Genomic DNA, 19,313 nt, shown 5'->3' with positions numbered 1-19,313 from the left:
AGCAAGAAAAACCGCCAGAAAAGACATAAAGACGCCTTGTGGGCTTCTTCGGTGTCTGGCTTGATTTCCTACGCCATCCAGAAGATATAACTGGAAATACGAGGTTTAAAGGCAGGCAAACTGTTTGGCATCGGTTATTCACCGAAAACATCTCACCGAGAACATCAGTTCGAACCTTTAAAGGGCGCGTATCATCCCACAACTTGGCGGTTATATCCAGCCACGCTCGGCAAAGGAGACCACATCGCCATCACCTACCACGAAATGATCGAGTACACGAATATCAAAAAGGCCCACTGCTTCTTTCAGACGTTGTGTAATACGCCGGTCTGCATCACTCGGCTCTGCGACCCCGGACGGGTGGTTATGTGCAAGAATCAACGCGCCCGCTCCCAGCTCCAGCGCTCGTTTGGCGACTTCTCTTGGGTAGACCGAGGCGCTATCGAGGGTACCGCGAAACAGGGATTCATAACGGATAATCCGGTGTTGAGTGTCCAGAAATAACACGGCAAATTCTTCATGCCCGAGATGCCGCAGCTGGGAACTCAGATAATGACGCACCAGCGCCGGTGATGTCAGTGCGTCTCCCCTGGCCAACTGACTGGCCAGGTGACGACGGGATAACTCCAGCGTGGCTTGAAGCTGCGCATATTTCGCGCTGCCCAGGCCTTTGGCGGCACAGAAATCTCGCTGTTCTGCCTCCATCAGGGGCCGCAGCCCACCAAAGCTGACCAATAAATCCCTTGCCAGGTCCACCGCCGAGCGGCCTTTCACCCCCACTCGCAAGAAAATTGCCAATAACTCAGCGTCCGATAACGTCTGAGCCCCAAGCGTTAATAGCTTTTCACGCGGCCGCTCGCCTTCCGGCCAATGATTTATTCCCATCTGCATCCCTGCCCAGTGGCACCCTATGCCAATCAGTGTGAGTCGTCGTTAATCCGTTAACACTTAAGCTTAGACATGCCAAAGCATCGGCGCCAGTGGTAAGGTTAGGCCTTTTACATCCATGGGTAATATCGGCATGGCTAGATTGACAGGTAAGCGGGTACTGCTCGGCGTTAGTGGTGGCATCGCGGCTTATAAAAGCACCATGATTATCCGCCTGCTTAAACAGGCAGGCTGCGACGTACGCGTGGTGATGACCCAGGGTGCACAGGCTTTCATCACACCCATGACGCTTCAGGCGCTTTCCGGCGAGGAAGTGCGCACGTCGCTGCTGGATACTCAGGCCGAGGCAGGGATGGGACACATTGAGCTGGCCCGTTGGGCAGATGTACTGCTGATCGCCCCAGCCACCGCCGACCTGATGGCGCGCCTGGCTCAAGGGATGGCCGATGACCTGTTAACGACCCTGTGTCTGGCAAGTAACGCACCGCGATGGATGGCTCCGGCCATGAATCAGGCGATGTGGGGCCACGTTGCAACTCAGCGCAACCTCAACCGGCTAATTGAAGACGGCTGGCAAATGATTGGCCCAGCCGCGGGTGAGCAGGCCTGTGGCGATACAGGGTTTGGCCGCATGAGCGAACCTGACGCCATCAGCGACGTGATCATTCGCCACCTGCACCCACCGGAAGCATCAACAGCACCAGCGAAAGATGCCAAACACATCGTGATTACCGCTGGCCCCACACGTGAACCGCTCGACCCGGTGCGCTACCTCTCCAACCATAGCTCGGGGAAGATGGGCTATGCCCTGGCCGCTGCTGCCGTTCGCCAGGGCGCCAGAGTAACCCTGATCAGCGGCCCGGTGAATCTGGCAACGCCTGATCAGGTTGAGCGCATTGATATCGAGACCGCCAGTGAAATGGATGCCGTCGCGCAGCGCCTGGCTCCCCAGGCCGACCTGTTTATTGGCTGCGCCGCCGTGGCGGATTACCGCCTGGAAACCCCGGCGGAGCACAAGATCAAGAAAAGCGACGACAGCGATACGCTGACGCTGACGCTGATCAAAAACCCCGACATTATCGCCCGCGTCGCCGCTCTCCCAGCATCATCCCGCCCGCTGATGGTGGGATTTGCGGCAGAAACCCGTGATGTCGAGCACTACGCCCGCGACAAGCTTTCACGCAAAGGCCTGGACATGATTGTTGCCAATGATGTATCCGCATCAGGGTTAGGCTTTGGCAGTGATGACAATGCCGCCTGGCTGTTATGGCGCAACGAAGATGGCACCGACAGTGAGCACCAGCCAGCACAATCCAAGCAACAGTTGGCAGATGCCATCATTCAAAGGGCGCTAACACTTTCACGACTCCGTTCAACCACGCTTTCAAGAGAATCGCATGACGACGCATAACACTCCTTCCACCCCGCTGCTGCAATGTCGAATTCTCGATGAACGCATGCGTGACTACTTGCCCGTCTACGCCACACAAGGCTCGGCAGGTATGGATCTGCACGCCTTGCTGGACGCCCCGCTGACCCTTGCACCCGGCGATTGTGAACTGGTGCGCACAGGGCTTGCCATGCACATTGGCTCCCCCCAGCTGGCTGGCATGATTCTGCCGCGTTCCGGGTTAGGGCATAAACACGGTATCGTGCTGGGTAACCTGGTCGGGCTGATTGATTCGGATTATCAGGGGGAGCTTATGATCTCAGTCTGGAACCGGGGTCAGCACACCTTTACCATAGAACCCTTTGAGCGGCTGGCACAGTATGTGCTGGTGCCCGTGGTACAGGCGCAGCTACAGATCGTCGAGCAGTTCGATGATTCTCTACGCGGTGCTGGTGGCTTTGGCAGTACGGGCCGCTAACGAGACCTGTTCGCCTCTTATCCACGACATCACTCAGACAGGATGCCAGCGAATGCTTCAGCCACTTTATTTATCAACTGACAGGAAATCACATGGCAACCACCTCACTTCCGGCCTCCATTTTTCGCGCCTACGATATTCGTGGCATTGTTGACGACACTCTGACAGAAGCCGGCGTCGAACAGATCGGCCAGGCGATTGGCAGTGAAGCCGCACAGCGCGGAGAATCCACGGTGGTTGTCGCACGTGACGGGCGCCTTTCTGGTGAGCGCCTACAAGGCGCACTGATTCGTGGCCTGACTGCTGCCGGGCAAAATGTCATTAACATCGGCATGGTACCCACCCCCGTGCTGTATTTCGCCACCCATATTCTGGAAGGCACAGCGTCAGGCGTCATGGTCACGGGTAGCCATAACCCACCGGATTACAACGGCTTCAAAATTGTACTGGGGGGTGAAACCTTATCCGGCGAGGCGATTACTGCCCTTTATCAACGGATTGTCGAGGGTCAGCTGGAACATGGCCAGGGTGAGGTGCGCGAAGAAGACGTTCGTGAAACTTACCTGCAGCGGGTCATCGGCGATATTAACGTCAAACGCCCCATTAAAGCGGTGGTTGACTGCGGCAATGGCGTCGCCGGTGAGATGGGCCCGCAGTTAATCGAGCGCCTGGGCGTTGAAACTATCCCCCTGTTTGCCGAGATCGACGGCACCTTCCCCAATCATCACCCTGACCCCGGCAAGCCGGAAAACCTCAAGGACCTGATTGCCAAAGTCAAAGAGACCCAGGCCGATATCGGCCTGGCCTTTGACGGTGACGGTGACCGCCTGGGGGTGATTACCCCAAGCGGCAAACTGATTTATCCGGACCACCTGCTGATGGCGTTCGCCACTGACATGCTGACGCGCAATGCCGGGGCAAAGGTGATTTTTGATGTCAAATGTACTGGCAATCTTATTCAGGTGATTGAAAAAGCCGGTGGTGAACCGGAAATGTGGCGCACAGGCCACTCGCTGATCAAGGCGCGCATGAAAGAAACCGGCGCCCAACTGGCCGGCGAGATGAGTGGACATATTTTCTTCAAGGAACGCTGGTACGGTTTTGACGACGGCATGTATGCCGCCGCCCGACTGCTGGAAATTCTCGCTGGCCAGCCGAATGACGCCGACACTTACTTCGCCAGCTTTCCGCTGGACATGGGCACGCCGGAAATCAACATTACCGTGACGGATGACAACAAGTTTGCCCTGGTCGAGAAACTTGCCCGCGAAGGCGACTTCGGCGAAGGTATCAAAACCACTCTTGACGGCATCCGTGTTGACTATCCGGATGGATGGGGCCTGTGTCGTGCTTCCAACACCACACCAATGCTGGTTTTGCGTTTTGAAGGCAAGAACGCCGAGGCACTGGCACGCATCCGGGCCAGTTTTGGCGAAGCCTTACGCCAGGTAGACCCCAACCTGTCGCTACCGTCCGAGTCGTAGTTCCATATAGTTATAGTTATTGCCATAGGAATAGTTATAACCAGGCAGCAAAATCCGTTAACCAGCGTCTATTTTCAGCAAGGGAAACGCCATGCAATCCGCCAGTCGCGACCCCCAGGTCGTTGTCGAAGTCCTCTCAGAGGCACTTCCTTACATACAGCAATTTTCCGGCAAAACGGTCGTGGTCAAATATGGCGGCAACGCCATGACAGAAACCGCCCTGATTGACTCCTTTGCACGCAATATCGTCTTGATGAAAGAGGTCGGCATTAACCCTGTAGTCGTCCACGGCGGCGGGCCACAGATTGGCGATTTACTGGCAAAGCTGAACATCGAATCGCGTTTTGTTAACGGTATGCGCGTGACCGATGCACGCACCATGGACGTGGTAGAAATGGTACTCGGCGGGCTGGTGAACAAAAGCATTGTTAACCTGATCAACCAGAGCGGCGGCAAAGCCATTGGCCTGACCGGCAAGGATGGCGCCCAGATTCGCGCCCGCCAGCTGAAGGTGGAACACCAGAGCCCGGAAATGACCGCGCCGGAAATCATTGATATTGGTCACGTTGGCGAAGTGGAAGCGATCTCCACCGACCTGATTGAAATGCTCGCCGCCCGCGACTTTATTCCGGTTATCGCCCCCATCGGTGTCGATGCAGACGGGCGCAGCTACAACATCAACGCGGATCTGGTCGCAGGTAAGATCGCCGAAGCGCTTAATGCAGAAAAACTGATGCTGCTGACCAATGTGGCCGGCCTGATGAATGGCGAAGGCGAGGTACTCACCGGGCTGAGCACGGCCCAGGTCGATGACATGATTGCCGACGGCACCATTCATGGTGGCATGCTACCGAAAATCCGCTGTGCCCTGGACGCCGTAAAAGGCGGCGTGAACAGCGCCCATATTATTGATGGCCGTGTGCCTCACGCGGTTTTGCTGGAAATCTTCACCAACGCCGGGGTAGGAACATTGATCACCGATATCAGCTAGCGCAAGGAGAGAGCGCATGAGTGGTGCCTCAAAAACAGATCGTCGCCAGCAGATTCTGCAAGCGCTGGCACTAATGCTTGAAGAGGATAGCGGCAAGCGTATCACGACGGCGGCTCTGGCACGTCAGGTCGGCGTGTCGGAGGCGGCTCTGTATCGCCACTTCCCAAGCAAGGCGCGCATGTATGAAGGGTTGATCGACTTTATCGAGGAATGCCTGTTTGCGCGTATCACACGCATTCTGGACGACGTTCCCGATGCAATGGGGCGCTGCGGCAACATTCTCGCTCTGGTACTTGGCTTTGCCGAAAAGAATCCCGGCTTGGCCCGCGTTATGCACGGGGATGTACTGACCGGCGAAACAGCCCGCCTGCGTCAACGTGTTCATCAACTGTTCGAGCGGCTGGAGCTGCAACTCAAACAGGTATTACGCGACGCCGAAATTAACGAAGGAAGGCGATCCGCCATTACCACCACGGCAACCGCCAACCTGCTGATGGCCCAGGCCGAAGGCCGTATCGCGCAATATGTGCGCAGTGACTTCAAGCGTCTGCCTACCGAGCACTGGGCAGACCAGTGGGAACTACTGGCTGCCCCGCTTCTGCGTGAGCCGCTCGCCTCGGCCTGACCGACCGACCGACCGCAGGATGCTATTAAGTAAGCGCACGGAAAAACACAGCCGCAAAGCAAAACCCCCAAGGCCGTTGGCCTTGGGGGTTTTATATTTACGTCAACCCGAATGCTGGAGCGAGACAACCAACAATCACGGTCGATCAGGCGGCGAGCGAATCACCCATTTTGTCACGCAGCTTTTTCATTGCATTCTTTTCAAGCTGACGGATACGCTCCGCACTAACGCCATATACATCCGCCAGATCGTGAAGCGTTGCCTTGTCTTCGGCCAGCCAACGACGCTGAAGAATATCGCGCGAACGCTCATCCAGCCCTTCGAGCGCCCCCATCAACAGATGGGTAGAGTTCTGCTCATAGTCGCTGTGTTCAAGCTGCGTTGCCGGGTCAGACGCGTCATCGTCAAGATAATGCACCGGCGCTTGATATACGCTGTCCTCGTCTTCGCTCGGCGACGCATCAAAGCCTGCATCAAATGACGAAAGACGCCCTTCCATATCCCGGACCACTTCTGGTTTTACATCCAGGTCCTGAGCGATGGCGTTAACTTCGTCATTGTTCAACCAGGCAAGGCGCTTTTTGGCGCTACGCAAATTGAAGAACAGTTTACGCTGCGCTTTGGTCGTGGCGATTTTAACAATACGCCAATTACGCAGCACAAACTCGTGGATTTCCGCCTTGATCCAGTGCACCGCAAAGGACACCAGACGAACTCCCTGGTGCGGATCAAAACGTTTGACCGCCTTCATCAAGCCAACATTACCTTCCTGGATAAGGTCGGCCTGTGGCAATCCGTAGCCGGAATAACTGCGCGCAATGTGTACGACAAAACGCAGATGTGAGAGAACCAGCCGACGGGCTGCCTCAAGGTCACCTTCATCGTAAAGACGAAACGCCAGATCGCGCTCTTCTTCGGCACTCAGTACTGAGATACCGTTGACCGCCTTGATGTAACCCCCCAGGTCATGACCTGGCGACAGCTGACCCACCGGTAGAAGACTGTTGCTCATGTGCAGATGGTCTCCTTGAATAACCATTATGGCTTATGGAACTTATGACTTTCATTCACGACACAAGTTCAAATGACAAAAATTCAAACGACAAAAGTTTAACGTAAAAAACTCAGGCAATACTTTTAAAAAATGCCAATAACGCACCACCACCCGGAAAATGCCTGTTTACTCAGGCGTTATTCGGGTTTGATGCTGGCCAGATGACGTGACACGGCAAGCCAGGCACCCATCAGGCCCAATAGTGTACTGCAAGACAGCAGAATTGTAGAGCCACCCAGACCTAATGAAGGCATGGCAAAGTCTGCCCCATAGCTCTGCGCCAGAGAAGTGATCGGTGATGACAACCACTGTCCTCCCAGCCCCAGCAGCACCAGCGCAATGATACCGCCGCCCAGACCATACCAGGCACCACTGTATAAAAAGGGTCGACGCACAAAGGCGTGGGTTGCGCCAATCAGCATAACCACTTCAATTTCACGGCGACGACTTTCCACGGCAAGACGAATGGTATTACCCACCACCAACAGAACCCCCAGACCGAAGAGCACGCCCAACCCGAGCGCCAGACGATCTCCTAGCTGGGTAATCTGGCGAAGGCGTTCCACCCAGGCCAGGTCCAGGCGCACCTCATCCACTCCCGCCATGCCAGTAAAATGTTCCGCCAGCGCTTGCATGGTGTCGGGCGCGACATCGCCAGGGTGAACCACAATACTGACCGGCAAGGGGTTTTCATCAAGCCCCACCAGAGTATTATCCAAACCAAGAGATTGCTGAAGCTCATCCAGCCCTTCTTTCGGGCTGATCAGACGTGTCTGACTGACGTCAGGCTGCGCCATGACGGCTTGATGGATACGCTCGGCTTCGGATGTCCCGACACCCTGATCAAGGTACACCGTCATTGTCGCGCTTTGGGTCAACTCGGCATCAAGGCCACGCACACTGTCCAGGGTCAGCCAGAGGCCGGCCGGCAGCATCAGCGCAATGGCAATGGCCAGCATTGTCAGCAGGCTGCCCAGCGGGTAGTGCAGCAAGCGATGCAGGCTATCAGTTGCCATGGCACGGTGGTGTAGCTTCCAGGATTCAAGCTGGTTGGCGAAGCGGGACTTCTGAGTCCGCGCGCCACGTCGCTGGGGCGGTGGAGCTGAAGATGTCATTGTACCCCCTCATCGGCTATCAGGCGCCCTTCGCTGAGGCGCAGCATACGGTGACGCAGGCGAGCGATCAGGGCGAGATCGTGGCTAGCCACCATGACGGTGGTGCCGATGCGGTTGAAGTCTTCAAATAGCGTCATGATATCGGCAGATAACTGCGGATCAAGGTTACCGGTTGGCTCATCAGCAAGCAGTAGCGCGGGTTTATTGACCACCGCACGAGCAATACCGACACGTTGCTGCTCACCGCCTGAAAGCTCAATCGGAAGGGCTTTTTCGCGGTGCAGCAAACCGACCTTATCCAAGGCGGCTCTGACACGCTTGGCCGTATCGCGTGGCTCCATTCCCTGTATTTCCAGAGGCAACGCCACGTTGCTGAAGATCGAGCGGTCAAAGAGCAGCTGGTGATCCTGGAAGACAACCCCAATCTGACGCCGATAAAACGGCACCAGGCTTGAGTGCAGTTTGGCAAGATCGTGCCCGGCAACAATGACACGTCCACGGGAGGGTTTCTCAAGGCGCATGATGAGGCGCAGAAGCGAGCTTTTTCCGGCACCTGAATGTCCGGTAAGGAACACCATTTCTCCACGTTCAACACGGAAATTCAGGTGTGCCAACGCTTCAAAGCGCCCTCCATAGCGCTTGGCAACATTTTCAAAGTCGATCATGCTCGGTCATCATCACTTTGGCGGTCAAACAGGGCACCGATAAAATCATCCGCCACAAACGGACGCAGATCATCCAGCCCCTCACCCACACCGATAAACCGAATCGGCGTTTCCAACTGTTTCGCCAGTGCGAAAATAATCCCGCCTTTGGCGGTACCATCCAGTTTTGTCAGGGTAATACCGGTGACCGGCACCGCTTCGTTAAACGTACTAGCCTGCGCAATGGCGTTCTGACCCGTACAGGCGTCAAGCACCAGCATGACTTCATGCGGCGCGCTTTGATCAATTTTTGTCATCACTCGATGGACCTTTTTCAACTCTTCCATAAGATGGCCCTTATTATGCAAACGTCCTGCTGTGTCTGCGATAAGCACATCAATACCGCGAGATTTCGCAGCGGCTACCGCATCATAAATGACTGACGCGCTATCTGCACCCGTGTGCTGAGCAATCACCGGTACGCTGTTACGCTCCCCCCAGACTTTAAGCTGCTCCACCGCTGCTGCGCGGAAGGTGTCACCGGCTGCCAGCATGACGCTTTTACCTTCACGCTGAAAACGCTGCGTCAGCTTGCCGATGGTTGTGGTCTTGCCCACGCCGTTGACACCGACCACCAGAATAACAAAGGGGCCACTCCCCTCCTTCTCCAGATTCAACGGTTTGGCTACCGGCTCAAGCATCGCCGACAGCTCTTCCTGCAGACCGCGATAAAGCGCTTCGGGGTCTTTCAGTTCTTTACGTGACACCCGGGCTTCCAGACGCTCGATAATATCAGAGGTGGCTTCGATGCCCACGTCTGCCATTAATAGCTGGGTTTCCAGGTCTTCCAGAAGCTCATCATCAATCTGTTTCTTGCCCAGAAAAAGATCGGCAATGCCGTCTGTCAGGTTGGCGCGGGTTTTCCCGAGCCCAGCCTTGATGCGGGCAAACCAGCCTTGCTTATCGGCGGCTTTAGGCTTTTCCTGTAACGCCACGCGAGGAGCTGCGACTGGCTCTGGCTCTGGCTCTGGCTCTGGCTCTGGTTCCGGTTCCGGCTCTGGTTCCGGCTCCGGCTCCGGCTCCGGCGGCGTTGGAGTAGCGTCTTTTTCTGCCTCAACGCCAGGAGCCTTCTCCTCCGGCACCGCCGCATCCGTCGGGGCTTCCTCTTCATTCACCTCATGCTGATTGTCGGCTTCCTGCTGAGGCGTCTGATCCGTTGAATCCTGCTTTTTCTTACGTTTTAAAAACCCGAACATGGTTATCATCCGAAAATAAGGTGAACATTACTGCCATCCTACCACCGCACATCAAGACTTTGGATACGCAGCCCGTTACAATCCCTCTATGAAAAGATCAGGCATGAAAAGAAAACACTCCTCACCCTCGTCTTCGAACACTCAGCGCCACGCTCAAGGCGGCAAGCTGCGTATTATCGGCGGTGATTACCGTCGCCGTCAGCTGCCAGTGTTAAACAGGCCTGGATTGCGCCCAACCCCTGACCGAGTGCGCGAGACCCTGTTCAACTGGCTGGGCCAGTCACTCTTCGCCCAGCGAGGGCTTGATCTTTTTGCCGGCACTGGCGCTCTGGGCATTGAGGCACTTTCCCGGGGAGCCAGTGAAATAGTGTTTATCGAGCAGGACCGAGACGTGGCCAGCCAGATCACTGCCAACCTTGCCACCTTGGGCGCGGAACACGGGCAGGTACTCACGGCGGATGCCAGTACCTTTCTTTCACAACCCGGCCTGTCACAACTCGGCTCGGCTTTTGACCTGGTATTTCTTGATCCACCTTTTCACCTGGGGTTAGCGGCCCCCTGCTGCGAGATGCTGGAAACACACGGCTGGCTCAGCGCCGATGCCATGATCTACCTTGAATGTGAAACATCATTAACTCCCGACATGCCCTCCAACTGGTCTCTCTATCGTGAAACACGTGCCGGAGACACCACCGCCAGGCTTTATCAGCGCCACTCGGACTAGCAACGATTGACGTTTCGACGTGCTGACATTTTATGTATCAATCGTGCTGTGTATCATAACGCTTGTCGCATCCGCGCAGTGGCGTTACGCTCGCCCAATCAACCCTATGATTCAACCCTGTTAGCGTTGCCCCAAAGGAGAAGTCCATGAGTCAGGAACTGTTCAATCAGCTTGAGCAAAAAGTCACCGCCACCGTAGAAGCGTTGGAATTAATGAAACTGGAAAGCGAAGAATTACGCGAAGAAAACCAGCGCCTGAAACAAGAACGCGAAGAATGGGAACGCCGCCTGACCGGCCTGCTGAGCAAATTTGATGACATCGCTACCAGCGACACCCAGTAGCAACGTCGATGGCTGTGCGTGGCAACCCGCGTTATGAGTTTAGCGGTCGTGACATCAGCACGGCGTCTTCTCTCCCGGTGGCTCCTGAAGCTGCCGGGTAATAATGCTTTCTATGGCCATCGATATGGAATCCATTTTTCTGATAAAGACGGATGGCTGCCTGATTGGTTGCCCGCACTTCCAGCAATAATCGCTCACTGCCCTTCTCAATGGCCATATCAATCAACGTTTGCAGCAGACAACGAGCGATGCCGTAACGCCGCCAGTTGGGCAACACGCCAATGGCTTCCAGTTCAGCATCGAAAGGTCCGATAGCCAACACGGCATAACCGATCAGCTTGTGCCCCTCTGCACTCTTCTGCCAGACACCCAATACCTCGATACTGCCAGCCTCAAGCGCAGCGCCCAGGGCCGCTGGGCACATGCCACTTTGCGCCAAGCGCTCTACTGCCAGCAACTGATCCCGATGTTCGTTCTGCAATGGCGAAATGACACTGGCCGACACTTCTTTCAATGGCAAAATTTCATGGCCATTTTGCAACATCATGTTCCCAGCACCGAGCGCAGATCCAACAGCGCAGGAAGCAGCGCTCGCTTGGCATCAGCGCTCTGAGACAGTGCCTCCAGCGCCGCACCTTGCCAAACTGGCATATCAAGCGTCTGGCTATGCCCATCGTGAATATTCAGCAGAACATCAAACGGCGATTCCTGGGCATTTCCCCACCACAATACGCGTTCCAGTTGCCAACCGTTACGCCGGGCAGCGCCATTTAAAAAGGCATGGACTCCATCACAGGCTTCTTCAAGCGGATTATCCGGCATGGGGCCGTTGGCCAGCGGCGGCCAACGGAAAGTGAACGTATCACTGAGCGCCGGTTTTCTGCCGGTGATGACGCGCAGCATGTTATCCAGCAACGTCTTTTCAACCGAACCTGGCTGGCCAGGCAACAGGCTTAACCAGCGGCCTTCAATACAACAACAGGACAACGTGAACACCACCGATTCACGCTTGGCGGGCTCAGCAGCCACTTCGGTAGCAGCGTTATTTTCGGGCAACGGCGGCGAAGGCGCTAAATCAGACGAAGCGGATGTTGACGCCTTCGGTGCCGGTGTCTCTACCGTCTTTTCCCCTAACAAAGAACGCAACGCCTGGGGAGACGATGATTCAGAAGCAGCCGTTGGGGATGGTGGTGCTGCCACAGGATCAGAGGGTTGGGGCGCCTGACGTTTGGCTTCGACCTGCTGAGCATCATCTAACAGGGCATGCAGACGCTGACTGGGCGTCGAACTTTCAGGCTTGGCGTCCTCCCAGTCACAGGCAGGTGTTTCCAACGCATTAGGTAACTGATAGCGGGATGCCCAGGTAGCGATACCCATGGCATCCAGATACTGCCGACGAATAACCTCTGCGTTCACTGCCCGCCGCCCCGACAATTAGGTGAATCAGGACGCTCCCCCCCGCGCATCTGCCATTCGTCAGGGGTATACAAGTGCAGTGCCAACGCATGCACTGGACCGGAAAGCTCATCGGCCAGCAAGGCATAGATCTGTTGATGGCGTTTCACCGGCATCAGCCCCTCGAAACGCTCGCTGACCAGGGTGACTTTGAAATGGGTTTCGGCGTTGGCTGGCACATTATGCATGTGGCTTTCATTCTCCACCTGCACGATCGCAGGTTCTATGGACGCGAGCTTCTGCTCGATTTGCGTCTGTAGCGTCATGGCCGTCTCCTGTCGTTAACAAACGACTGCTAAAATTCATAGTGTAAGCGCTATTGTACGCCGTTAGTGTCCTTCAGACGATGCTCGCCGCTGCCGTAAGGCGTCTTGGGCCAGCGAAACCCGGGCGACGCTGACCAGCAAGGCCAGCAATGTCGTAAAGGCACCCAACCATAGTGTCCACTGCACCGCCAGCCCCAAGCCGAGTGCTGCGCCCACCAGGGCCACCCCAAGCGACTGGCCTACCGTGCGTGTCGTACTCATCACGCCAGAGACATTAGCGCTACGCTCCGGCGGCAGGCTTGCCATCATTTCACGGTTATTGGGCGGCTGGAACATACCAAAACCAACGCCGCATAAAGCGGTACGCCACAGGCTACCCGCCACGCCGGTATGCTCATCGACCAACCCCAGGGATATCAGCCCTACGATCAGAAATACTAACCCGGCGCTGGAAATCAGGCTCGGGTTGATGCGGTCAGCCAGACGCCCGGCCAGCGGACCAACCAACATGATGGAAAGTGGCCAGGGGGTAAACAGCCACGCCGTTTCCAGCGGCGTAAACCCCATCTGCTCCTGATAGAAAAACGAGAGCGCCACAAAGCTCAAACCCGCGCCGATAAAAGCCAGCCCTGAGGCCATCACCGCCAATGTAAAACGTCGTTCGGCAAAGACACTCAACGGTAGCAAAGGGTAGGCTGCTCGGCGTTGACGGTGAACAAAGGCAGTGCAAGCTAACACCGACACACCGAACCAGGTGACGCTTTGCCATAAGGGAGCGGCGTGAGAAATGGCATTCATGGCCAGGAAAAAACTCGCCAGCATCGATATGGAAAGCAGCGCACCCTGACTATCAAAGCTACCTTTACGCGGCATATCACGCGGCAACGCATGCCGGGCAAGCAGGAGGGAAATCAGCCCCAGCGGCACATTCAAGGCAAATAACCAGGGCCAATCAGCAAATGACAGAATCACGCCGCTCAGAGTCGGCCCCGCTGCATACCCGCCGGCGACGACCAGCGCTGAAAGCCCCAGTGCGCTACCCAGTAATCGAGACGGAAAAATAGCGCGATACAACGATGGCCCGATCGACAATGTCGCGGCGGCTCCCAGCCCCTGTAAAGCGCGGAAGATCAACAGCGTTTCGAACTGCCGCGACAGCGCAGCCCCAAGTGCGGCAAGCATAAAAACACTCAGGCCGAACAGATACAGACGACGCCGGGTGACCAGCTCGCTAATACCGGCAAACACCAGCAGGAAAGCGGCGCAGACAACCTGAAACAGGTTGGTGATCCACACGGCCTGCGCCCCGGAAACGTCAAGATCTGCCGCTATGGTGGGCAGCGCCAGATTGATCATGGTGGTATCTACCACCGCCATCAGTGTTCCGGTAATTAATGCCAGAACAGCGAACAGACGTTGGGCGCCGGGAAGGCCATCGTCACCCGGGCGGGTTTCGAAAAGTCGCATGCATAGACCCTGAATCTAGACCTTGAATCCAGACCTTGAGTCCAGACCCTGAAAAACCGGCCTTGGCCGGTTTTGTGATGACATTGACACTGGTCGGCGTCCTGGTTATACAGAACAGTCGTTACCTGGCATCATCACTATCTAACAGCAGCGCATCATCCACTTCCGAGATTTCAAGCGCAGTATCGTCGTCCAGGTCAATCGCCAGATAGCTGTGTTCAACCCTTAAAAAGGTTTGAAACAGCGACCAGTCAAGCCTGCTCGGCCACTGCGCATCGTCTTCTTCCCAGGCGCGCAACTCGGTTTCAAGAATCACCTGGAAGCGTTCGTGGACAAAAGCCTCCAACGCTTCCGGGGTATCCATTTCAGGAATCAGGTAAATTGTGCTCTCACGTTCGACGTCGTCCAGGGTCAGGTCGTCGTCTCCCATGGTGGGTTCGAGCGCATTGATCCAGTCCACAAAAGTCTGGGTCGGCCTGACACTCAGAGCGGAGCGGTTTAGCAGTTTCATAGGTCTCTCCTCGCCGTCGAAACGCCACCATTATGGGTGCTAACGAATGAGTTTGCCATCGATGCAGACGCAATATCGTTTCAATGCCTGAAATGAGGCAGAATTCAATTTTGTCGACATACCGTTATTCACCAGCTTCCGGGCGCATTGCCGGGAACAGCAACACATCACGGATTGACGGGCTATCGGTAAACAGCATCACCAGACGATCAATGCCGATACCCTCACCCGCCGTTGGCGGCAAACCATATTCAAGAGCGCGCACATAATCGGCATCGTAGTACATGGCTTCCAGATCACCGGCATCTTTTTCCGCCACCTGTTCACGGAAACGCTCCGCCTGATCTTCTGCGTCATTAAGCTCCGAGAAGCCATTGGCAATCTCGCGCCCGCCGACAAAGAACTCGAAACGGTCGGTCACGAAAGGATTGGCATCATTACGGCGCGCCAGCGGGCTGACTTCCGCCGGATATTCAGTAATGAAGGTTGGCTGATCGAGCTTTGATTCGGCAACTTCTTCGAAAATTTCCGTTTGCAGCTTACCCAGCCCCCAGCTTTCTTTAACCTGCATACCCAAGGTTTTCGCCAACGCACGGGCTGCATCGAGGGTGTCCAGATCCGCGTCGCGGATGCCATCACCATGGTCAAGAATCGCCTGGCGAAGGGTCAAACGTGCAAACGGCTTACCAAAGTCATATTGCTCGCCCTGATACTCAATCAATGTCGTGCCCAGCACGTCTTCAGCGGTAGAACGTAGCATGGCTTCGGTCATGTCGAGCAGGTCACGGTAATCCGCATAGGCCCAATAGAACTCAACCATGGTGAATTCGGGATTGTGCCGGGTAGAAAGCCCTTCATTACGGAAGTTACGGTTGATTTCGAAAACTTTTTCGAACCCGCCGACCACCAACCGCTTCAGATAAAGTTCCGGTGCAATCCGCAGATACATGTCGATATCCAGCGCATTGTGATGCGTCATGAACGGGCGAGCCGTTGCCCCACCGGGAATCGGTTGCAGCATGGGCGTTTCCACTTCCATGAAGCCACGGGCTTCAAAAAAGCGCCGCATGGCACTGATCACCGCCGCGCGGGTCTCGAACACCTTGCGGGACTGCGGATTCATGATCAGATCCACATAGCGCTGACGATAACGCGCTTCCTGATCGGTCAGACCGTGGAACTTATCCGGCAGCGGGCGCAGGCTCTTGGTTAACAGCTGCGCCTCTTTCATCATCACATACAAATCGCCCTTACCTGATTTATGCACCGGGCCGCGCCCAGCCACAATGTCACCGATATCCCAGCCTTTGACATCTTCCAGCACGTCGGCGGGCAAACCTTTTTTATCAACATACAGCTGAATCTGCCCGGCCACATCCTGAATCACCACAAAGGGGCCGCGCTTGCGCATGATCCGCCCTGCCACAGAGGCATGATGATCCAGCGTTTCAAGCGCCGCTTTGTCTTTATCACCAAAGGCTTGCTGCAGCTCAACGGTCAGGCTGTCGCGGCGAAAGTCGTTGGGGAAAGCACTTTTACCCTGTTCAGCGGCGCGTTCCCGGCGCACGGCCAGCTTGGCACGGCGCTCGGCAATCAGGTGGTTTTCGTTCTCGTGTGATCCGTCGTGGTTCGCCATTTGGCACCCTGTATGTAAAAGCTGGTCAGTAAAAAAGGCCGGTCAATAATCACAAGTTGTTGTCAATTGCGACGAGGTATTACAGCCCCTGTTTCAGGCTGGCAACGATAAACTGATCGATATCGCCATCCAGCACTTTATCGCAGTTACTTGACTGAACACCGGTGCGCAGATCCTTGATGCGCTGATCATCCAACACGTAGGAACGAATCTGGCTACCCCAGCCGATATCCGCTTTCGACTCTTCCGCTTCCTGCTTGGCCGCATTGCGCTTGTCCATTTCCAGTTCCCAAAGCTTGGCTTTGAGCTGCTTCATGGCAAAGTCACGGTTAGCGTGTTGGCTACGTTGGCTTTGGCAAGCCACCACAATGCCGCTGGGTTCGTGAGTAATCCGCACGGCCGAGTCGGTGGTATTAACGTGCTGACCGCCTGCACCGCTGGAGCGGTACGTATCGACACGCAAATCGGAAGGGTTGATATCCACTTCGAAACTGTCATCAATTTCAGGCGACAGGAAGACGGAAGCAAAGGACGTGTGACGCCGACCGCCGGAATCAAACGGACTTTTTCGCACCAGGCGATGTACACCGGTTTCCGTACGTAGCCAGCCAAAGGCATAGTCGCCCTGGATATGAAGGGTGACAGACTTGATACCCGCCACATCACCGCCGGAAAGCTCGATGATCTCAGCCTTGAAACCATGATGCTCGGCCCAGCGCAGGTACATGCGTAAGAGTATGTTGGCCCAGTCCTGTGCTTCTGTACCGCCAGACCCGGACTGAATATCCAGGTAGGCATTGTTGGCGTCCATCTCGCCGGAAAACATCCGCCGGAACTCCAGTTTCTCCAGCGACGTCTGCAGGCCATCAAGCTCTGAACTCACCTCTTCAATGGTGCCTTCATCGTCTTCCATCTCGGCCAGCTCCAGTAGATCACTACTGTCTGCAAGCCCCTGCTCCAGGTTATCGATGGTGGCCACGATCGCTTCCAGAGAGGAACGTTCCTTACCAAGCTTCTGAGCGTAATCCGGATCGTTCCAGACGTTGGGATCTTCAAGCTCGCGGGTTACTTCTTCCAGTCGATCCTTCTTCTCGACATAGTCAAAGATACCCCCTAAGAACCTCTGTCCGCGCAGACAGGTCCTTGATTTGATTATGAATCGGATTTGTTTCCAGCATGATTGCCTAGGCCTTGGTCACGTACGTTATAAATAAGTTACAGATAATTTTCAGAGAAAAGTTTCAGAGAAAAAGAAACGCACGCCGCCATGGCAGAAGATGGCGTTTTACGCGACCTTTGCCACAGCGGCGAAATGCAATGGGCACTATTGTAACGAAACACCGCGGGCATCGCATCCATGCACTCTGCAGCAACCACAAAAAACCCGGCCGAAGCCGGGTTTGATGACTCAGTCACCGGTTTCTCAGAAACGATAGGTCATCTGAGCGCCGAAACCATGAGCTTCATTCTTGTAATCCGCTGAGTAGTTCGCACCGCCCACCGCAACACCACCGGTTGCCGGGCTTGCCAGCAGGTCTTCACGGCTTTGTTCAACTGAGGTGGGACGTTCTGTCAGATACGAATACGCAAGATCAACGGTCAGGCTATCCGTTGGACTCCAACCGGCACCCAGCGAGAAGATTCGCCGATCGCCAGAGGGAATCCGCACACTACGGAACTCATCGTTCGTCGGCGTCAGATCAACCGACACCCCGGCACGTAGTGCCAGCGTCGGTGTCAGCTGGTATTCACCACCGGTGGCAAATGCCCAGGCATTGGTATAATTCTGGGTTTCCTGAGTAATGGTATTGCCCTGGCTGCCAAGCACCCTGATTTCCTGGAATCGGGTCCAACGTGTCCAGGAAGCACCAAACATCAGCTTCAGGCGATCACTCATTTGTTGAGTTAATGAGAAATTGGCCGTTTCCGGCGTGGTCAGATCAAGCGCTGCATCATCCGCGCGCAGCACGTTGCCTGCGGGGTCTTTCGCCACAAAATCCCCCGTCAGGTTATAATCCACCTCGGAGCGATAGGTCAGGCCCAGCGTGGTTTCCGGGACAGGTTGATAGATAACGCCCAGGTTATACCCCAAGCCATCATCCTCACCTGTCACACGGGAATCAATATCCGCCGCCGCATTAAAGCCCGGCTCGCTAGGTAGCTGGCGACGCAACTCCCCTTCTACCTGGCTATAAGATATACCGGCACCCACTGACCATTGATCATTAAAACGGTAAGAAACCGTCGGCTGGGCACTCACCACACGTACTTCGGTGTAGTCACCGAAATAACGCCCCTGAAAATCTTTTTCATATTCGGTAGTGGAACCAAACGGCGCGTAGACACCAAAGCCGAAGGCCAGTTTGTCAGTGACCGGGTGAGCATAAAACGCAAAAGGAACCAGCGTACCTGGCACCATATCGCCTTCATTACCGCCGGGAATGCTACCTACAGGCACCTGCATCCCCATCGGCGCGCCACCCTGGGCAACACCAGCATCCAGCGTGCGATTCGCCTGCACGTTGCTGATATCGCTTTTCACGTTGAGGAAGGTTCCCCCTGCGGTGATCTGGGCACGATCAAGAAAGGACATCCCCGCCGGGTTGCCGTAAACGATGGTTGCGTCGTGAATGTTGGAGCTGCGTCCCGCATGGCCATAGCCCTGACCACTGACACTTTGCTCGTTGACTTGATAACCACCAGCGTGCGCCTGACCAGCAAAGGAGACCGCCGCAATTGCCGCTGCCAATGTCAGTCTGTTGAAATTGTTATTCATAGCTTCCCCGTTTTCTGATAATCCAGCGACACTTCCCGTAGCCGCCAGTGACTTTACCCGTATGTTTTCTCGCACCCTGAGCTCAGGATCAAGTGCAAACGAGCGTTTTATTTTATTTTTACCTTATACATTAGTCGCACGACTGTTTTAAATCAGCGTATTAGCTGCTTTGCGGACTTTTCGGTTTCCGCACTTGACCTATGGGTAACACA

General features: G+C 55.4%; 20 protein-coding genes. 7 read left to right on the top strand and 13 right to left on the bottom strand.

All coding sequences use genetic code 11. The features are described 5' to 3' along the window. Positions 1-210: 210 nt before the first annotated feature. On the bottom strand, positions 211-885 hold the full coding sequence (gene radC / locus ACU6TU_RS03510) for a RadC family protein (RefSeq protein ID WP_447143202.1): 675 nt from the start codon (positions 883-885) through the stop codon (positions 211-213). Between the two features lie 136 nt (positions 886-1,021). On the opposite strand from radC, the gene coaBC reads away from it, so the two are divergent. The 5 genes from coaBC to slmA all read left to right on the top strand — a co-directional run bounded on the left by coaBC (position 1,022) and on the right by slmA (position 5,856). Then, complete coding sequence (gene coaBC, locus ACU6TU_RS03505) at positions 1,022-2,299, top strand: bifunctional phosphopantothenoylcysteine decarboxylase/phosphopantothenate--cysteine ligase CoaBC (RefSeq protein ID WP_447143201.1); 1,278 nt, start codon at positions 1,022-1,024, stop codon at positions 2,297-2,299. Further along, positions 2,286-2,756: a dUTP diphosphatase gene (gene dut / locus ACU6TU_RS03500; RefSeq protein ID WP_447143200.1), complete on the top strand. Its 471-nt coding sequence runs from the start codon at positions 2,286-2,288 to the stop codon at positions 2,754-2,756. Before coaBC ends, dut begins: the two co-directional genes overlap by 14 nt. A gap of 92 nt (positions 2,757-2,848) precedes the next feature. Further along, positions 2,849-4,240 carry a phosphomannomutase/phosphoglucomutase gene (locus ACU6TU_RS03495; RefSeq protein WP_447143199.1) on the top strand — a complete coding sequence of 464 codons (1,392 nt, stop codon included), beginning with the start codon at positions 2,849-2,851 and terminating at the stop codon, positions 4,238-4,240. 91 nt (positions 4,241-4,331) lie between these two features. Further along, the gene (argB, locus tag ACU6TU_RS03490) at positions 4,332-5,231 is read left to right on the top strand and encodes an acetylglutamate kinase (protein WP_447143198.1); all 900 of its coding nucleotides are present in this window, start codon (positions 4,332-4,334) and stop codon (positions 5,229-5,231) included. Between the two features lie 16 nt (positions 5,232-5,247). Further along, complete coding sequence (gene slmA / locus ACU6TU_RS03485; RefSeq protein ID WP_447143197.1) at positions 5,248-5,856, top strand: nucleoid occlusion factor SlmA; 609 nt, start codon at positions 5,248-5,250, stop codon at positions 5,854-5,856. 145 nt (positions 5,857-6,001) lie between these two features. Here slmA and rpoH read toward each other — a convergent pair whose 3' ends face one another. The 4 genes from rpoH to ftsY form a co-directional block, all read right to left on the bottom strand. After that, positions 6,002-6,868 carry an RNA polymerase sigma factor RpoH gene (gene rpoH / locus ACU6TU_RS03480; RefSeq protein WP_447143196.1) on the bottom strand — a complete coding sequence of 289 codons (867 nt, stop codon included), beginning with the start codon at positions 6,866-6,868 and terminating at the stop codon, positions 6,002-6,004. Positions 6,869-7,047: 179 nt separating this feature from the next. Further along, positions 7,048-8,025 (bottom strand): permease-like cell division protein FtsX, encoded by a 978-nt coding sequence (ftsX, locus tag ACU6TU_RS03475; protein WP_447143195.1) that lies wholly within the window; start codon positions 8,023-8,025, stop codon positions 7,048-7,050. Then, positions 8,022-8,690, bottom strand: coding sequence for a cell division ATP-binding protein FtsE (ftsE, locus tag ACU6TU_RS03470; RefSeq protein ID WP_447143194.1), 669 nt, complete (start codon positions 8,688-8,690; stop codon positions 8,022-8,024). The genes ftsX and ftsE overlap by 4 nt, the downstream gene beginning before the upstream one ends. Next, positions 8,687-9,925 carry a signal recognition particle-docking protein FtsY gene (gene ftsY / locus ACU6TU_RS03465; protein WP_447143193.1) on the bottom strand — a complete coding sequence of 413 codons (1,239 nt, stop codon included), beginning with the start codon at positions 9,923-9,925 and terminating at the stop codon, positions 8,687-8,689. The genes ftsE and ftsY overlap by 4 nt, the downstream gene beginning before the upstream one ends. 103 nt (positions 9,926-10,028) lie before the next feature. On the opposite strand from ftsY, the gene rsmD reads away from it, so the two are divergent. Together rsmD and ACU6TU_RS03455 are read left to right on the top strand one after the other, a co-directional pair. Next, a complete protein-coding gene (gene rsmD, locus ACU6TU_RS03460; protein WP_447143192.1) occupies positions 10,029-10,649 on the top strand; it encodes a 16S rRNA (guanine(966)-N(2))-methyltransferase RsmD in 621 nt (206 codons plus the stop codon). A gap of 146 nt (positions 10,650-10,795) precedes the next feature. Beyond that, positions 10,796-10,990: a cell division protein ZapB gene (locus ACU6TU_RS03455; RefSeq protein ID WP_447143191.1), complete on the top strand. Its 195-nt coding sequence runs from the start codon at positions 10,796-10,798 to the stop codon at positions 10,988-10,990. Between the two features lie 31 nt (positions 10,991-11,021). Here ACU6TU_RS03455 and rimI read toward each other — a convergent pair whose 3' ends face one another. From rimI to ACU6TU_RS03415, 8 genes are all read right to left on the bottom strand, one after another. Beyond that, positions 11,022-11,537 (bottom strand): ribosomal protein S18-alanine N-acetyltransferase, encoded by a 516-nt coding sequence (rimI, locus tag ACU6TU_RS03450; protein ID WP_447143190.1) that lies wholly within the window; start codon positions 11,535-11,537, stop codon positions 11,022-11,024. Continuing rightward, a complete protein-coding gene (locus tag ACU6TU_RS03445; RefSeq protein ID WP_447143189.1) occupies positions 11,534-12,406 on the bottom strand; it encodes a hypothetical protein in 873 nt (290 codons plus the stop codon). Before ACU6TU_RS03445 ends, rimI begins: the two co-directional genes overlap by 4 nt. Further along, positions 12,403-12,711, bottom strand: coding sequence for a BolA family protein (locus ACU6TU_RS03440; protein WP_447143188.1), 309 nt, complete (start codon positions 12,709-12,711; stop codon positions 12,403-12,405). The genes ACU6TU_RS03445 and ACU6TU_RS03440 overlap by 4 nt, the downstream gene beginning before the upstream one ends. 63 nt (positions 12,712-12,774) lie before the next feature. Further along, positions 12,775-14,178 (bottom strand): MFS transporter, encoded by a 1,404-nt coding sequence (locus ACU6TU_RS03435; protein WP_447143187.1) that lies wholly within the window; start codon positions 14,176-14,178, stop codon positions 12,775-12,777. A gap of 121 nt (positions 14,179-14,299) precedes the next feature. Beyond that, complete coding sequence (locus tag ACU6TU_RS03430; RefSeq protein ID WP_447143186.1) at positions 14,300-14,689, bottom strand: hypothetical protein; 390 nt, start codon at positions 14,687-14,689, stop codon at positions 14,300-14,302. Positions 14,690-14,813: 124 nt separating this feature from the next. Continuing rightward, a complete protein-coding gene (lysS, locus tag ACU6TU_RS03425) occupies positions 14,814-16,325 on the bottom strand; it encodes a lysine--tRNA ligase (protein ID WP_447143185.1) in 1,512 nt (503 codons plus the stop codon). A gap of 79 nt (positions 16,326-16,404) precedes the next feature. Continuing rightward, a protein-coding gene (prfB, locus tag ACU6TU_RS03420) for a peptide chain release factor 2 (RefSeq protein ID WP_447143184.1) occupies positions 16,405-17,503 on the bottom strand; the annotation gives its coding sequence in 2 pieces (ribosomal slippage) (positions 16,405-17,427 and positions 17,429-17,503; 1,098 coding nt in all). Between the two features lie 245 nt (positions 17,504-17,748). Continuing rightward, positions 17,749-19,101 (bottom strand): OmpP1/FadL family transporter, encoded by a 1,353-nt coding sequence (locus ACU6TU_RS03415; protein WP_447143183.1) that lies wholly within the window; start codon positions 19,099-19,101, stop codon positions 17,749-17,751. Positions 19,102-19,313: the final 212 nt, after the last annotated feature.

This window comes from Halomonas sp. LS-001 (assembly GCF_052983955.1).
This window is presented reverse-complemented; position numbering and strand designations above follow the sequence as displayed.

Coding starts and splice junctions, on each gene's coding strand:
- radC (WP_447143202.1), bottom strand. CDS start 885: ATGGGAATAAATCATTGGCCGGAAGGCGAGCGGCCGCGTGAAAAGCTA.
- coaBC (WP_447143201.1), top strand. CDS start 1,022: ATGGCTAGATTGACAGGTAAGCGGGTACTGCTCGGCGTTAGTGGTGGC.
- dut (WP_447143200.1), top strand. CDS start 2,286: ATGACGACGCATAACACTCCTTCCACCCCGCTGCTGCAATGTCGAATT.
- ACU6TU_RS03495 (WP_447143199.1), top strand. CDS start 2,849: ATGGCAACCACCTCACTTCCGGCCTCCATTTTTCGCGCCTACGATATT.
- argB (WP_447143198.1), top strand. CDS start 4,332: ATGCAATCCGCCAGTCGCGACCCCCAGGTCGTTGTCGAAGTCCTCTCA.
- slmA (WP_447143197.1), top strand. CDS start 5,248: ATGAGTGGTGCCTCAAAAACAGATCGTCGCCAGCAGATTCTGCAAGCG.
- rpoH (WP_447143196.1), bottom strand. CDS start 6,868: ATGAGCAACAGTCTTCTACCGGTGGGTCAGCTGTCGCCAGGTCATGAC.
- ftsX (WP_447143195.1), bottom strand. CDS start 8,025: ATGACATCTTCAGCTCCACCGCCCCAGCGACGTGGCGCGCGGACTCAG.
- ftsE (WP_447143194.1), bottom strand. CDS start 8,690: ATGATCGACTTTGAAAATGTTGCCAAGCGCTATGGAGGGCGCTTTGAA.
- ftsY (WP_447143193.1), bottom strand. CDS start 9,925: ATGTTCGGGTTTTTAAAACGTAAGAAAAAGCAGGATTCAACGGATCAG.
- rsmD (WP_447143192.1), top strand. CDS start 10,029: ATGAAAAGAAAACACTCCTCACCCTCGTCTTCGAACACTCAGCGCCAC.
- ACU6TU_RS03455 (WP_447143191.1), top strand. CDS start 10,796: ATGAGTCAGGAACTGTTCAATCAGCTTGAGCAAAAAGTCACCGCCACC.
- rimI (WP_447143190.1), bottom strand. CDS start 11,537: ATGATGTTGCAAAATGGCCATGAAATTTTGCCATTGAAAGAAGTGTCG.
- ACU6TU_RS03440 (WP_447143188.1), bottom strand. CDS start 12,711: ATGACGCTACAGACGCAAATCGAGCAGAAGCTCGCGTCCATAGAACCT.
- ACU6TU_RS03435 (WP_447143187.1), bottom strand. CDS start 14,178: ATGCGACTTTTCGAAACCCGCCCGGGTGACGATGGCCTTCCCGGCGCC.
- ACU6TU_RS03430 (WP_447143186.1), bottom strand. CDS start 14,689: ATGAAACTGCTAAACCGCTCCGCTCTGAGTGTCAGGCCGACCCAGACT.
- lysS (WP_447143185.1), bottom strand. CDS start 16,325: ATGGCGAACCACGACGGATCACACGAGAACGAAAACCACCTGATTGCC.
- ACU6TU_RS03415 (WP_447143183.1), bottom strand. CDS start 19,101: ATGAATAACAATTTCAACAGACTGACATTGGCAGCGGCAATTGCGGCG.